Origin of the sequence: Microcoleus sp. K1-B1, from assembly GCF_036704705.1 — a bacterium.
Lineage (GTDB): Bacteria > Cyanobacteriota > Cyanobacteriia > Cyanobacteriales > Microcoleaceae > Microcoleus.
This window is the reverse complement of record NZ_JAUBSH010000051.1, coordinates 14,203-29,915: the sequence shown is the minus strand read 5'-3', so window position 1 is coordinate 29,915 and position 15,713 is coordinate 14,203. Positions and strand designations below refer to the sequence as shown.

Sequence of the window (15,713 nt, the reverse complement as noted above, 5' to 3'; positions counted from 1 at the left end):
TAACTGTGGCGATGGGGAAAATCCGTGTTTTTTAGTGTTGTGATTCCGACGTATAATCGTAAACCGATTTTGGCAAAATGTCTACTGGCTTTGGAAAATCAGCAGTTCGGTGAGATTGTCAGAGAGTATGAAGTAATTGTCGTGGACGACGGATCGACGGACGGGACACTGGAGTGGTTGGCTGCAAATGCTGACTTGTTGCCCCATGTGCGATCGATCTGTCAATCTCACCAGGGCCCGGCGGCTGCCCGGAATTTGGGTGTTGAAGATGCTAAGGGCGATACGATTATTTTTATTGACAGCGATTTGGTGGTAACGGAGCATTTTTTGCAAGCACACGCCGATGCTTTACTACAGGGTTACAAAGATACTGATGCGGTTTTTACTTACGGCAGCGTGATTAATACTTGCAATTTCGATAATCCTACCTCAGAGCCTTACAAAATCACCGATTTTTCGGCGGCTTATTTTGCTACTGGAAATGTGGCGATCGCCCGTCACTGGCTGCTGGCTGCTGGACTTTTTGACACTCGCTTTCAACTGTACGGATGGGAAGATTTAGAGTTGGGAGTGAGATTAAAAAAATTAGGTTTGAAACTGATTAAATGTCCGGCTGCTGTCGGCTATCACTGGCATCCACCTTTTAGTTTAGAACAAATTCCGGGCATGATTGACCGAGAAATTCAGCGCGGGAGAATGGGAGTTTTGTTTTATCACAAACACCCAAGTTGGGAAGTGCGGATGATGATTCAAATGACTGTTTTGCACCAAATACTGTGGGGACTTTTATCATTAGGTGGGATGCTTAACGAGCGAACGATGACTCCTTTTTTGCAGTGGTTGATTGACCAAGGCAAGCCGCAGTTAGCTTTAGAAATTGCTCGAATTTTTCTGAATTGGTATAACGTGAAAGCCGTGTACGCCGCTTGCGGGGAATTGCAGGCAGAGACAAAGATACCATAAATCAGCTCGGCAGCGCCAATAAAATATAAGATATTGTAGGAGTTTTTCACGGCCCCTTGGTGTCAACTTAAGCTGATAATTAGTAACGGTATACTGTTTGACAATTATGCCTACACTGCCCTAGCGCTGCTTAAGAAGGGGGAGTTAGGGAACTCAAGACTTGGATACAAACCAGACAAACAAAGAATTTTAGTCTTAAGTTGACACCAAGGGGCCTGTTTTAATTGACCTTTCCCGTGAGGATATCTTCTGAAAAAAAACACACACCAAGCCACCAGTTCAAGGGAGGCAAAACCAGCTTATAAAAATTGTAAAATTAAAAGTTTTAGCTTTAATCAAAATTGCTTCCTTAGCCCATGAGTGGAGGAATATATGCTGTTTTCTCACTCGACTCCGATAAGTTGATCTACCAAAATTTTCAAACGAGCATTATTTTTGATATAATGACAGATAATTTAGGAGTGTGCTATATAGCCAATAGTTGTGCTGGTTTATCTGAAAGTGTTAGCTAAAAGCGGTTAAGGACTTTAAAAATATTCCCACATATACAACTTGAATAGTTTGAGGGTTTGCTGTGAATACAACTGATGATAAAAATCCAAGACTAGAAACACTTAGACTTCAAAACACTGTCTTACAAGAAAATATTTTAATGGTGGACGACCATCCAGAAAGCTTGCGGCTTTTATCCCAGCTTTTGTCTAAGCGGGGATATAAAGTGCGGCCGACACGAGATGGCAAATTGGCTCTTAACTTTGCTATGTCGAGCCCACCAGACTTGATTTTGCTGGACATCATGATGCCCGGTATGGATGGCTATCAAGTCTGCGAACAGCTAAAAGCTTGTCCGCAAACCAAACATATTCCTGTAATTTTTATTAGCTCTTTAAATGAAGTTTTTGATAAAGTCAAAGCTTTTTCGGTGGGAGGGGCAGACTACATTAGTAAACCATTTCAAACAGAAGAAGTGGTGAGTCGCGTCGAAAATCAACTGCTTCTGAGCCGTCTTTATAAACAAATCTTAGCACAAAATGCGCGTCTACAAGCAGAAATAGAAGAACGCAAGCGGATCGAAGCAGAACTCCGAGACAGCCAACGCTGGCTGTCTGCAGTAATTCAAACACATCCTAATCTTTTGTATGTTTCCGATTTGATAGAACAGCGAACTTTGTATATCAACCGCGAAATTTATAGCGATATTGGCTATTCTTTTGAAGAAATTCAGCAGATGGCAGGAGGGTTTCTTCCTAACTTAATACACCCTGAAGATTTGCCAGGATTCTCAGAACACCTCAGCAGGATTGACGCAGCAAAAGACGGTGAAAGCTTTGAGTTTGAGTACCGAATTCAGCACAAAAATGGTGAATATCGCTGGTTTGTTAGCGTGGATACAGTGTTTGCCAGAACAGCAGACGACAAACCTTGGAAAATTTTGGGGACGGCTACTGAAATTAGCGATCGCAAAAAAGCAGAACTAGAACTTAAAACAGCTTTAGCTGCTTTGGAACGGCAAATCAAACAAAGATTTCTGCTAGAAACAATTACTCTCGAAATTCGATACAGCTTAAATCAAGATCAAATTTTTCAAACAGCGACTGCTCAAATAGGTCGAATTTTTAATGCCGATTGCTGCTTGATTCACACATATACAGAAGACCCAGTTCCCAGAATTTCTAATGTCGCTGAGTACAGAAAAACAGCCTCTCAATCGCTTTTAGATTTAGAAATTCCCATACAGGGCAATCCTCACGTTGAGTTTTTATTGTCCCAAGATCAAGCTGTAGTTTCTGACGATGTTTTTTCCGAACCCCTGCTAGAAAACGTCCGAGATTTGTGCTGTCAAATAGGTTTAAAATCGATGATATCCATCCGCACTTCCTACCAGGGAAAAGCTAACGGAATGATATGCTTGCATCAGTACGATCGCCCCCGCCACTGGACGCAGGATGAGATCAGATTATTGAGCGCTGTGGCGGCACAGATGGGAATTGCGATCGCTCAAGCAACTCTTCTGGAACAAGATAAACAACAGCGACTTAAACTTCAACAAAGCGAAGCTAGTCTAGCAGCAGCCCAGAAAATTGCCCATATCGGCAGTTGGGAATTTGATTTAGTCACCAATAAAATTACTTGGTCAGAAGAAGTCTTCCGCATTTTTGGTCTTGACTCAAGTGCAACTGAACCGACATCTGCCAAACTTTTAAAGATGTGTCATCCCGACGACAGAGAATTATTTCAACAAACAGTCAGCCTAACTATCTCACAAGGCATTTCCTACAAAAGAGAGTTCCGATTTTTGCATCCTAGCGCTCAAATTATATACGTCGAAGGAAGGGGAGAAGCTGTTTTTAGCGAAACCGGGGAAGTAATCAAACTGTTGGGAACAGTGATGGATATTAGCGATCGCAAACAAGCAGAAGCAGCTTTGCAAATTAGCGAAGAACGTTTTTATCTGGCATTTGAAGGCAGTGCGATGGGATTGTGGGATTGGAATCTGGCCACGGGAGAAGTCTATTTTAATCCGCGGTGGAAAACGATGCTGGGATATGAAGTAGAGGAAATAGCAAATAGTTTTTCATCCTGGGAGAAACTGGTACATCCAGAGGATTTATCTCCGGCTAAATCAGCGCTAAATGCTCACCTGGAAGGCCAAAATCCTACTTACGAAGTGGAATTTAGGATGCTGACAAAATCCGGCGAGTGGAAGTGGATTTTAGCTCAAGCGAAGGTGATGGAACACGACGCTTTGGGAAATCCTTTGCGGATGACGGGCACGCATATTGATATTAGCGATCGCAAACAAGCCGAAGTAGATTTGCTATTTAGCGAACAGAGAGAACGAGAAAAAGCGAAACAGCTAGAAAAAACTCTAGCTGACTTAAAAAAAGCTCAATCTCAGCTTATTCAAGCAGAAAAAATGTCAAGTATCGGGCAAATGGTAGCGGGAGTAGCCCACGAAATTAATAACCCCATCAGCTTCATCTATGGCAATATTATTCCCGCCGCACAGTACGCTCGCGATTTGGTAAAATTGATCGAGCTCTACCAGCAATACTATCCCGATCCCGCTCCCGAAATAGCTCAAGAATTGGCAGAAGTCGAGGTAGATTTTATTGCGGGCGATTTCCCGAAAATCATGGCTTCAATGCAAGAAGGTGCTAACCGAATTAAGCAGATAGTCCTGTCTTTGAGAAACTTTTCGAGACTAGACGAAACAGAGCGCAAAGTAATAGACATTCATGAAGGGATAGAGAGCACTTTAGTGATTTTGCAGCACCGATTCCAGTCACAGGCAAAACGTCGGGAAATTCAAGTTATTAAAAATTACGGAAAACTGCCCAAAGTCGAGTGTTATCCGGCTCAATTAAACCAGGTATTTATGAATTTGCTGGTGAATGCGATCGACGCTATGGAAGAGTCATCAGCCCACTGTACTTGCAAAGTTAACCAGCTTCGCATTGTTACTGAAGTCAGCAGCGAAAATCAAGTGTGTGTGCGGATTTTTGACAGTGGGCCCGGTATCCGTCCCGAAGTTCAGTCAAGGATGTTTGACCCATTTTTTACTACCAAACCTGTGGGCACCGGCACTGGTTTGGGGTTGTCGATTAGTTACCAAATTGTTAAAGACACGCACGGCGGTAAGTTGGAGTGTCATTCAGAAGTTGGGCGGGGAACAGAATTTGCGATCGAACTGCCGATTTCGCAAAAAAAGTTGAAAGTTAAAAGTTAGGATAAGCGGTTAAATCCTGGGCGGTAAATTAACCATAATTCTTGTAGGGGCCGGTTCACAAACCATCTATAATATCGCCAGAGATGAGCCTAAACCCACCCCGACCGTCAGATGGGGGGCAATTCAACGGAGATCATATTAATCCTCTATCAAAACCTATTTTAGAGTGCGTCAATCGATTTTCGATTTTCGATTTTAGATTTTAGATTTTCGATTTTCGATTGACTTGCGCGAGATAAATGCTCTTTCTTGAGGATTTTCGATTTTAGATTTTGGATTGATTCCACGGATAAATCACGTGGCCGATACCATCAAGAAATTTCTGGTCATAACCTGACATTTTCTCCGGTATTTCCTGCCAACGGTCTGTCATTTAGTTTAATCTAATCTTAAACATGATATAATAAAAAGTTAGCCTTTTGAGGCTCCAGACGTTGGGCTGCTAAAATTAGTAGTGAATATTACAGTTGCTATTATACAAACTCTGTCAACATACGTCTGCTGTAGCGTCTACCACATTTTAACTGAATTATGACTGACTCAATTCGCTTCCTCATGTGTGCTCCCGACCACTACGATGTGGATTACGTGATTAATCCGTGGATGGAGGGAAATGTCCACAAATCATCGCGCGATCGCGCCGTCGAACAGTGGGAAAAACTTTACCACGTCCTCAAAGACAACGCTGTGGTAGACCTCGTACCGCCCGAAAAAGGCTGGCCGGATATGGTTTTCACCGCGAACGCAGGCTTACTTTTAGGCAATACCTTCGTCCTCAGCCGTTTCTATCACAAAGAACGCCAAGGCGAAGAACCCTATTTCAAAGCATGGTTTGAAAGCAAAGGTTTCACCGTGCACGAACTCCCGAAAGACTTGCCGTTTGAGGGCGCTGGCGATGCTTTGCTCGATCGCGAAGGACGCTGGTTGTGGGCCGGATACGGCTTCCGTTCCGAACTCGACTCGCACCCGTTACTAGCAAAATGGCTCAACATAGAAGTGCTTTCGCTGCGTTTAGTTGACGAACGTTTCTATCACCTAGACACCTGTTTTTGTCCTCTGACGGGCGGCTATTTGCTCTACTATCCAGCAGCATTTGACTCCTACTCCAACCGCTTAATTGAAATGCGAGTTGCGCCGGAAAAACGCATTGCCATTGAAGAAGCAGATGCCGCCAATTTTGCCTGCAATGCGGTAAATATTGACAAAGTTGTGGTAATGAACAAGGTTAGCGAAGCCTTGAAAACGCGCATTACTGAGGCAGGTTTTCAAGTCATTGAAACGCCGATGAGCGAATTTCTGAAAGCGGGCGGCGCCTGTAAGTGTTTGACGCTGCGGGTAACGGAACCGGTGCAAGAAGATCGATCGGCAAATGTGATGGTAGAAAGCCGCACAATTCGCATGGAAGGTCACTTGCTCGATGCTGGTTTAATCAGTCGCGCTTTGGACTTAATTGTCGATCTCGGCGGCAGTTTCCAAGTGCTCAATTTCAATCTGGGAGAGCAGCGGCAAAGCACATCATCTGCCGACGTTAAAGTTTCGGCTCCTTCCCACGATGTGATGGAAGAAATGATGGGAATGCTGATTGACTTGGGTGCAGTGCCGCCACCACAAGAGATTTGCGACGCTATTTTAGAACCGGTAGTGCAAGATGGTGTCGGCCCGGACGACTTTTATGTGAGTACAATTTATCCCACGGAAGTGCGGGTAAATGGTCAGTGGGTGAAAGCGCAAAATCAGCGGATGGATGGAGCAGTTGCTATTACTGAAACTGCTGAGGGCCCAGTGGCTAAATGTAAATTACTGCGAGATTTAAAAGTAGGTGAAAAAGTCGTTGTAGATGTAGTCGGTATCCGTACCATCCGCAAAACAGAATCGCGGGAACAGCGCAATTCGCAAGAATTTAGCTTTATGTCGGGCAGCGTTTCTAGCGAGCGCCGCGTAGAATTGGTAGTGGAACAAGTAGCGTGGGAATTGCGCCAAATTCGCGATCGAGGTGGCAAAGTTGTAGTTACCGCTGGGCCTGTTGTTATTCACACTGGCGGTGGCGAACATTTAGCGCATTTGATTCGCGAAGGTTACGTACAAGCGTTGTTGGGCGGAAATGCGATCGCAGTTCACGACATGGAACAATCGAATATGGGAACCTCTTTAGGGGTTGACATGAAACGCGGTGTTGCTGTGCGCGGCGGACACCGACATCACTTGAAAATAATTAACGCTGTGCGGCGTTACGGGAGTATTGCAAAAGCTGTTGAAGCAGGCTTGGTTACTAACGGTGTGATGTACGAGTGCGTGAAGCATAATATACCGTTCTCTCTTGCCGGTTCGATCCGCGATGACGGGCCACTTCCTGACACGCAAATGGATTTAGTTAAGGCTCAAGAAGAATATACTGAGCTGTTACGGGGTGCAGATATGGTGTTAATGCTGTCCTCTATGCTGCACTCAATTGGTGTGGGAAATATGACGCCGGCTGGTGTGAAGATGGTCTGTGTGGACATTAATCCGGCGGTGGTGACGAAATTGAGCGATCGGGGTTCGATCGAGTCTATTGGAGTTGTTACCGATGTGGGATTGTTTTTAAGTTTGTTGGTGAATCAATTGGATAAGTTGACCAGCCGCCATCATGTAGCTCAATCTGTTTAGATTTAGCTAGTCTACTCGTTACCAGGCTCTTCCTGGTAACGCAGATGCGGAGGCTGTGGAATTAAGAGATTTAACCGCAGAGGGCGCAGAGAACGCAGAGGGAGATTCCAGAGAGATGAATAATTCCGATGAAGCGCGGATTTGATATTACTTAGGGCAATAAAAAACCTCAGACCTGCAAGTCTGAGGACCGGAGTTCCTGAAAATCGTCACTTCTTAATATTGTCGCCAACCCACACCACAACATACAAGAGGGGTGTAACCCAGCACGGCAGCTTGTGGCAGACAGAGATTGCTTCGTGACTCGGAAGGCGAAAGCAATTTTTAATTCCACACTTCACGAAAGCAAAACAATTATTCTCGCCATTTTCAGATCTGGGTTGATAATTTTGCTCTAGGATGGGAGTCTGTCCTCGATCGCAATATAAGGAGCACCGTGACTCCCCGTATATATTTGAGTAGGGCGGTAAATGCGGTTTGCCTCTAGCTGTTCCTTCCAGTGGGCCAACCAGCCAGCAACGCGGGCGATCGCAAAAACTGGTGTAAATAAGTCCAGCGGAATTCCCATTTTTCGGTAAACCAGACCCGAATAGAAATCTACATTTGCATAAATTCCTTTGTGACCCAATTTCTCTTCAACCACTTCTTCCAACTTGACAGCAATGTCGTAATAATCGTCGCGGCCGAAGTTCTCAAACAACTGTTCCGCTAACCTCTGAAGAATAGTTGCTCTCGGATCTTTCACCTTGTAAACTCGGTGACCGAAACCCATGATTTTGTCCTTATTTGCAACGCACTTCTCCACAAAAGGCCGCACATTTTCTACCGAACCAATTTGCTCCAACATATCAATCACTTCTTCATTAGCTCCCCCGTGCAGCGGCCCCGCCAAAGTGCCAACTGCTGAAGCAATCACTCCGTAAGGGTCTGTCAGCGTCGAAGCTGTTACCATTGCCGAAAATGTAGAGGCATTAATTGTATGTTCAGCGTGGAGAGTCAGACAAGTGTCAAAAATGCTAGCTAACAGCGGATCGGGTTCTTGCTCGTTGAGCATATAAAGAAAGTTAGCCGAGTAGTTCAAGTCATCCCTCGGCCGCACCGGGTCATTTCCCCGTCGCATTTGCTGGAACGCTGCTACCATTGTGGGAATCTTAGCTAGCAGTCGCACTACAGCTTCTCGAATGTATGCCGGGTTAGCCAGAGCTCTGCGAGAGTAGAACAAGCCCAAGGCGGCCGCTGAAGCTTGCAGGGCGTCCATTGGATGTCCTCTTTCTGGAAAGCATTTCATCATGTCCCGGATGCGATATTTGATCCGGCGGTGATAGCGAATTTCATGCTCGAAAGCTTCTAGTTCTTCCTTTGTGGGAAGTACCCCCCAGATTAATAAATATGAAGTTTCGAGAAAGGAACTTTTCAGTGCCAGTTCCTCGATGCTAATCCCGCGATATTCCAGCAACCCTTTTTGTCCATCGACGTAGCTAATGCTGGACAAGGTGGCGGGAACACCTTCTAAACCTGGTTTGAATTCGCCGACGACCATTGCGATACCGTTTTGTGTGAGTTCAATCTACTAAAAGTACATTACCAGAAACGAAGATAGTGTCACAGTCTTGACAAATAATCATTTAATTGGGGTTCAGAAACCGGGTTTTTCAAGAGACATCCCGATCGCACCGCTGCGTATTGTCGCCCCTTTTTCCCGGTTTCGCCGTCCCAGAATGCGGTTTTAAGAGGGCTGGCGCGTCCTGTTAATGTCGGGGCGGTTCGCTGTTTCTAGCGCAGCAAAAACTTGGGCGCCGTTAGCCAAAACATTTGGCTGCGGCCCACTGGGGAGCCGGTCTCCGGGAGAATTAAGCCGATGATACCTGCTTTTTTGAGAATCAGGGCATCTTGCGATCGAGCCCAAAGCAAAGTTTCTGCCCAGTGGCCTAAGTCTGGTTGGTGGCCCACCAGGGCCAAGCTGTGGCTACCTATTTCCTGCCACTGTTTGTACCACTCCAGCCAGTTCCCGATGTCTCCTGAAGGTGCGAGAGTGGCGGATTCTTCTATTTTGGAACTCAAACCGACTGTTTGCAGGATTTGGGCGGTTTGCTGCGCGCGCAGTAGGGGACTGGTGAGAATCAAGTCAAACTGAATTTCGAGTTCGTACAGCCGCTGGGCTATTTTCCTGGTTTTACGATCGCCCTCTTTAGTCAGCGGGCGTTCTGAGTCTGTATCATATTCTTCGGGTGCGGCGGCGATACCGTGCCGGATCAGATAAATAACCATATATCAATACTTCCAGGCATTTTATTATCCCATTTTTCTAGGAGCAATCTAGGATATACCTACATTTTGCCTATTCTACAACTGCATTGAAATCTGGCGCAGTCATCTGGTTGGCGCTTTTGTAGCGATCGCGCCCTTGTCGTTTCGCATCATATAATGCTCGATCTGCGACGGCAACGAGTTCATCCGGTGATGTTTCCGCAGTGGGAATCACAGTCGAAATTCCCATGCTAACAGTCACGATCGCGCTCACATCAGATTGCTCGTGAGGAATTGCCAAATGTCGGATTGCCTGACGCATCGACTCAGCAACCGCCAGCGCCCCCGCAGCATCCGTACTCGGCAGGATAGCAGCAAATTCTTCGCCCCCATAGCGCACAAACAAATCGCTAGAACGTTTAACCGAGGCGGCAGCAGCTTTCGCCACTTGCACCAAACAAGTATCCCCAGCTTGATGTCCGTAGCAATCGTTATATCGCTTGAAATAATCTACATCCAACATAATCAACGAAAGCTGTTGTTTGCTCTGCATCAGTCGGTACCATTCCGACTGCAATCGCTCATCAAAACAGCGGCGGTTTGCTACTTGTGTTAACCCATCTGTCGTAGCAATTAATCTTTCTTGTTCCGCCCGGTGTTTGAGCATCTCCTCTGCCCGCTTGCGTTCTGTAATATCAGCAAAAGTAGTCACTACTGCATAGGGTTGAGACTGATTGAGATGGAACAGCGGTTGCGAATTAATCGAAATCCAAGTCAGCGTTTGATCCGATTTGTGAATGCCCATCACAACATTTGATACGGGTTTTCCCGTCCGTAGGGTAATCATTGCCGGATGCTGTTGGCAGGGGAAAGGAGAGCCATCTTCCTTAAAGGTTCGCCAGTCTAAATCGATGGATGTACGCCCCATCAGTTGTTCGGGGGTCAGTCCGAGAATCCTTCCGGCACTAGCATTACAGGTAGTAATTTTTCCGTCTGCTAGCTGAAGTACGACGCCTTCTGTCATGCTCGCAATCACAGAACGATACCGTTCCTCACTTTCCTGTAATTGACTCAGGAGAGCGTTTTTGGTATCAAACTCTGAAGCCAGATGCAGGCTGTTTGCCAGAAACCCCGCCATCAGTTGTAAAGTCTGGATATCTGACTCTGTAAAGGTAGAGGGTCTAGCTGAAAGCACTTTTAAGACGCCAACCCGATCGTCCTGATAGAACAAGGGAACAACCACCATTGACCGGAGACCAATGCTCTGACAGGCAGCCAGATTTACCCGTGCATCGGTTTCTGAATCCTCGCAAAGCATGATTTGGCCGGTCTCAATACATTTTCCCGATAAACTTGTCCTTACTTTGAGCCGTAATCCAACATAGGCGGAGACAATACCACTGGCTGCCCGATACACCAATTCATCCCCTTCAACCATTTCAATCACTGCTCCATCGGCGCGGGTCAAATCTTGAGTCCTCTGTGCAATCACGGCCATGACTGCATCTAGATTGGGATTGCGGATGGCGATTTCCTGTTGGGTAGCAATCACTATACCCAGACGCTCGAACTCTTGTTGCAATGTTGCTTCTGCTTGCTTGCGATCGGTGATATTTTTCATAAAGCAGTGATGCCCGCTCAATCGCTCCTGCGAGTCGTAGGCTGCCAACATCACCACCTGCTTGTAAAAAATCGAGCCATCTTTGCGGATACCCCGGGCCTCAACCTCCACTCGACCCTCGGCTAGCATTTTTTGATAAGCGGCCATCATCCTGTCGCAGTCTTCGGGATGAACTGTTTTCTGCCAACTCATACCAACCATTTCTTCAGGCTGATAACCTGCTAGATTCGCGTAGGCTTGATTAACGGTGATGTACCGTCCGAAAATATCCAGCCGCGAGATGCCCTCAACGGCATTAGCAAGAGCTGTACTCAATTCTCTGAGTTCTGTTTCTGCCTGGACAACATCCGTAATGTCTTGGGATGTACCAAACAACCTAATGACTTTTCCCTCTGCATTGAGTTGAACCTGTCCTCTGGCTTCGGTATGGCGGATAGAACCATTCGGGAGCACGATTCTGAGGCGCAATAGATAAGGCTCTGCGTGAGTGAGTGCTCGTTGAACTACCAGGTGTAGCTGTTTGGCACTTTCGGGATGGTAAAGCCGCAGGTTTTCTTCATAAGTAGGTTCGCCTAGGGCCCTGGATCGTCCCACAATCTCGAATTGTTCGGGAGACCAGGTAATTTTACCCGTAATTACGTCCCATTCCCAGTTACCGATGTGGGCAACCCGTTGGGCTTCTGACAACCGGGTTTCACTCTTTTGCAGGGCTGTTTCTACCTGCTGGCGGTCGGTAATGTCCTTTTCGTTCACGAGCAACATCGGGTTGCCTGTTACCGGGTCGTTGGTACACCGCACGTCCATCCCATGCCAGCGAATTCCCGCCAGAGTAATCACTTGAGCCTCCGTGCTAAATACCTCACCGGACTGAATAACTGCCATTGCTCGCTCTGCTACCTGAGAGTCAACAAAGTGACTCACGAAAACATTATCTGTCGCAGAGCCAGGAGGCAGCGCAGCCCCGTAACAGCGCAAGGCCGCCGGGTTTTGCAGCAGCGGCACACCTTCGAGGGTGTACAGCGAAACCATCAGCGTGGTGTGTCGGATTGCCTCGATCGATCGCAGGGTTTCCGGTTCGATTTGAGGAGCGGTTTCGACCTTACCCTCGACCAGGATTGCCAAACGCCCGCCATCAATCCTGATGCCAGAGCACCGACAGCCGACAGAAACAGGCTCACCGGCCGGGTAAAACGTCCACTGCTCAGACAAGGTTTGGCCTTGCTCAAACTGCTGCAGATAGCTCTGCAATCGAATTCGAGTACACTCTGACAACATATCCCTAAAGTTGTGGCTCGCGAGTTGCTGCCGTGTCGAAGCATTCCACAGGTACAAGGACGCTTGGTTGGCCCACCGGATTTGCCAATGCTCAATATCAAATATCCAGATCGGGTTTTGCAACAAGTCAAAGGCTTTGAGGTGGACAATTTCCCCGCTCAGGGAACAGGCAAACTCTGGTTGTAGACAATTTTGATGATTGACTCTTGGCGCGCTTTCTGTATTGGGATAAGTTTGATTTGGTTCTGTTTCGAGTTCTGGCGGTTGATTTTGCCCGATCGCCGGGCCGTGAGATTCCAAGTGCCGCATCCTCAACCCGATGTGCATTGCAACCTGTTGCAGGATCTCAATGTCGAGAGGTTCCCACTGACGAGGACTTCGGCATTGATGAGCAATCAACAGTCCCCAAAGCTTCGGTGATTGCTGCTGTTGGTCATCTAGCAAGATTGGCGCCACTAAATTTGCCTGAACTTGGATGCGATCGAGCAATTCGACATCACAAGCTTGAAGATCACCAGCGTGAATATCACAAATGGCACTCGTTTGTCCCTGGCTGTAACGCTCTACCCAGGTTGCTTCAAGGCAAGGGTCATGAATCAGTTGCCCCTGGATTGGCAGCCACTGATCACCAACAGATTCAGCAAATACTACCCTATCTCTATGCGCTAGGAAGCGATAAATAATCACGCGATCAGTTTGCAGCAGCACCCTGGTTTCTTCTAGCGCACATTGCAAAATTGTCTTCACATCGACGAACTCGTTGATTTTAAGTGCAATTTCTGAAACTTTTTCTATGCTTTTCTCTAACGACCAAGAGAAAGTCTGTTTTGTAGACATCTCCGTGTTCCTTGTTTTTTTAAGCTATTTTCTACTATTCTAACCCGCGACAAATAAATATAATAATTTCTTTTGACTCCTAGGAATCGCTAGCTGGGTTTATAAAAAAACCAATATTTATGTTTCAAGCCAATTTTTGTTTGACTGCTACCATTACTTTTGTGATGTCATTTAGCCAAGATTTTAGGTGGTTTGGTATCTTTTTTTCTTCTTTTCAAGCGTTTTTTTGCTAATTATTATCGAAATCCTCCTGCACCAACTATAACAAATTGTGATTGATTTAGCGAATAAATAATAAAAATCAAAAAATCAACGCTGTATAATTATTAAAAATTAAGAATTATTGTGGAATTTCGTAAACTATATCAAACTAAATTTGCCCCATCATCGTTTTTTTTTTACCAAAATTCTTCGTTGTATCCCTTGACAATAGTTAAAAAATGCGGTTTCTTTGGTGTATGATTTTGGAAAAGTGGTATAAAATTTATTACTGTTAGTCCTGGAGGGATAATATCATTTCCGCTTACACTCCCTATGATGTTGACTGTTGACTGTTGACGCCGTGAACAGTCAACAGTCAACAGTGAACTCGAATTTACTGTTCCGATGCTAACGGATTTGATATAAATCAGGTTTTTAAACCCCCTTACTTCGTTCAAACTTAAATTTTGCACCATTTTTCATAAGCTTTTTCTGAACAGGCTGGACGGCCTGTTATTGAGAATAGTGCAAGATGTGAGTTCAAACTAACATCTGGCATCTTGCACCATTTTCAATCACCCTTCTCTGGGCGGGATATCCTGCCAAACCCTACTCCCCACAAGAAAATGCAGTTGTTGTGGAACAGGCCGGAAAGCCTGTTCCTGGCAGAGGTGAACTAGGCGTGAATTCAAACTATCAATAAGAGTTAAAAAACCCGGTTGATGAGAGTTGAAGTGCGGGCAGGACTGATTGTCAAGTTGAGATTTTGCCCGGAATGAGTAAAAAAAACGGCAAAACTTGGTAGCAACCGGAGGTCGAAAAGCGATCGCATTCTCAGGCTGTTGCTGGAATCAAGACCGCACCTAGAAACTCCAGAGTTAATGGTCGTAAACAGGATTGTCTTTAGGACTAATTAAATGCAGCAACTTTTGCTTGATCTGATCATCGAATACTTCCCATTTTAGCCTTGCATAATCGCTGTTCTCATTGCCGCCAGAAAGAAATCCCACCGGAATTTCAAAACCTCCTGCTTGACTTCTACCGCCACCAAAAAAGCGTCCTTGAGCATCTTGACCGAAGGCTTCTTTAATGAATTCGTCGGGGTCGAGAGTAAGTTTATTAGTTCGCAGCGAGCCAATTACTACTTCAATTTCTTCGTCTTTGTCGTGAACAATTGCGTAGACAACGGCTGTATGTACGTTCTCCTCTGTTACTAAAAAGTCCGCCGCTTGGGGAATAGAATCCCGATCGTCATAACGGAGGTAGCCGATGCCGGCGATCGAAAAATTGTTCTGGACGGTGCGATGTTTGAGCGATCGCTCGATCGCGTCCATCACCCACTTAGAACGAGACGACTGTAACACCGCATTCAGCAACTGCGGGTCGTAAAATCGGCTCAAATAAGCCGCAGCTAAAAAGTCCTCCTCCTGAGCTTGTCTGAGGGCGATCGTATCCGATCGCAAACCGTGCATCAAAGCTGTAGCGCACTTAATGTGCAGACTGACGCTGGCGTCTAGAGTTAGGAGTCCAGACTGTAAATACTCGGCAAAAATCGTGGCTGTAGCGCGGATTTGAGGGCGCAAGTCGGTAAATTCTGCGTTCATTTCCCCCTGCAAATTGTGATGATCGATGACGGCGGCGATCGGAACTCCAGCGGCTAAAATATACTGGGTTAAGTTACAAGTCGTCCCTTGATTGTCGATGAAAGCGCAGCCCTGAAACACCGACAAATCCTTAGTTTTTACTGTTTCCAGCGTCCACCGCTGCAACGGCAAGCCTGTCAATTTAACTAAGGCAATGTTTTCTTGGTGGCTGAGGGCGCCGGCGTAGATAATCTCGCATTGGATATCGTATTGTTCGGCGATTAATTTGTAAGTCCAAGCGCTGGAAAGTGCGTCGGGATCTGGAAAATCTTGCAGCAAGATTAATTGGCGAGTGCCTTTGTGCCGATCGAACATTTGGCGCAATTGCTCGACTTTGCGATCGTGCAATTCCTCGCGGAGACGGCCGCGATTCTCTTCGGAAACAACTTCGGCTTTGCTGCGCCGTTTCCCTGGCGCACTCACTCCGGGTACAGCCTCGCTGCTGGCCTCAAGTTCACCTTCGCGGCTGCCAGATGTTTCATCGGAATTGGGAGGGGAATGGTCTTTCATCGTTGAAAATTAACAATTTAATTATTTCAGGATTTGCACG

7 protein-coding genes are annotated in these 15,713 nt (G+C 46.1%); 3 read left to right on the top strand and 4 right to left on the bottom strand.

Translation table 11 applies throughout. The features are described from left to right. The first annotated feature begins 24 nt into the window (after positions 1–24). The 3 genes from QUA83_RS18635 to argZ all read left to right on the top strand — a co-directional run bounded on the left by QUA83_RS18635 (position 25) and on the right by argZ (position 7,339). Positions 25–963, top strand: coding sequence for a glycosyltransferase (locus QUA83_RS18635; protein ID WP_333295011.1), 939 nt, complete (start codon positions 25–27; stop codon positions 961–963). A 574-nt stretch (positions 964–1,537) separates the two neighbouring features. Next, positions 1,538–4,693, top strand: coding sequence for a PAS domain-containing protein (locus QUA83_RS18630; RefSeq protein WP_333295010.1), 3,156 nt, complete (start codon positions 1,538–1,540; stop codon positions 4,691–4,693). A 531-nt stretch (positions 4,694–5,224) separates the two neighbouring features. After that, the gene (gene argZ / locus QUA83_RS18625) at positions 5,225–7,339 is read left to right on the top strand and encodes a bifunctional arginine dihydrolase/ornithine cyclodeaminase (RefSeq protein ID WP_333295009.1); all 2,115 of its coding nucleotides are present in this window, start codon (positions 5,225–5,227) and stop codon (positions 7,337–7,339) included. A 394-nt stretch (positions 7,340–7,733) separates the two neighbouring features. Here the strand turns inward: argZ and QUA83_RS18620 are convergent, their stop codons facing one another. The 4 genes from QUA83_RS18620 to QUA83_RS18605 form a co-directional block, all read right to left on the bottom strand. Continuing rightward, positions 7,734–8,879, bottom strand: a complete 1,146-nt coding sequence (locus tag QUA83_RS18620; protein ID WP_333054608.1) for a citrate synthase — start codon at positions 8,877–8,879, stop codon at positions 7,734–7,736. A gap of 233 nt (positions 8,880–9,112) precedes the next feature. Further along, positions 9,113–9,607 carry a phosphohistidine phosphatase SixA gene (gene sixA, locus QUA83_RS18615; RefSeq protein ID WP_333295008.1) on the bottom strand — a complete coding sequence of 165 codons (495 nt, stop codon included), beginning with the start codon at positions 9,605–9,607 and terminating at the stop codon, positions 9,113–9,115. Positions 9,608–9,677: 70 nt separating this feature from the next. Further along, positions 9,678–13,319 (bottom strand): diguanylate cyclase domain-containing protein, encoded by a 3,642-nt coding sequence (locus QUA83_RS18610; protein ID WP_333295007.1) that lies wholly within the window; start codon positions 13,317–13,319, stop codon positions 9,678–9,680. Between the two features lie 1,079 nt (positions 13,320–14,398). Further along, positions 14,399–15,673: a bifunctional oligoribonuclease/PAP phosphatase NrnA gene (locus QUA83_RS18605; RefSeq protein WP_333295006.1), complete on the bottom strand. Its 1,275-nt coding sequence runs from the start codon at positions 15,671–15,673 to the stop codon at positions 14,399–14,401. Between the last annotated feature and the right edge of the window lie 40 nt (positions 15,674–15,713).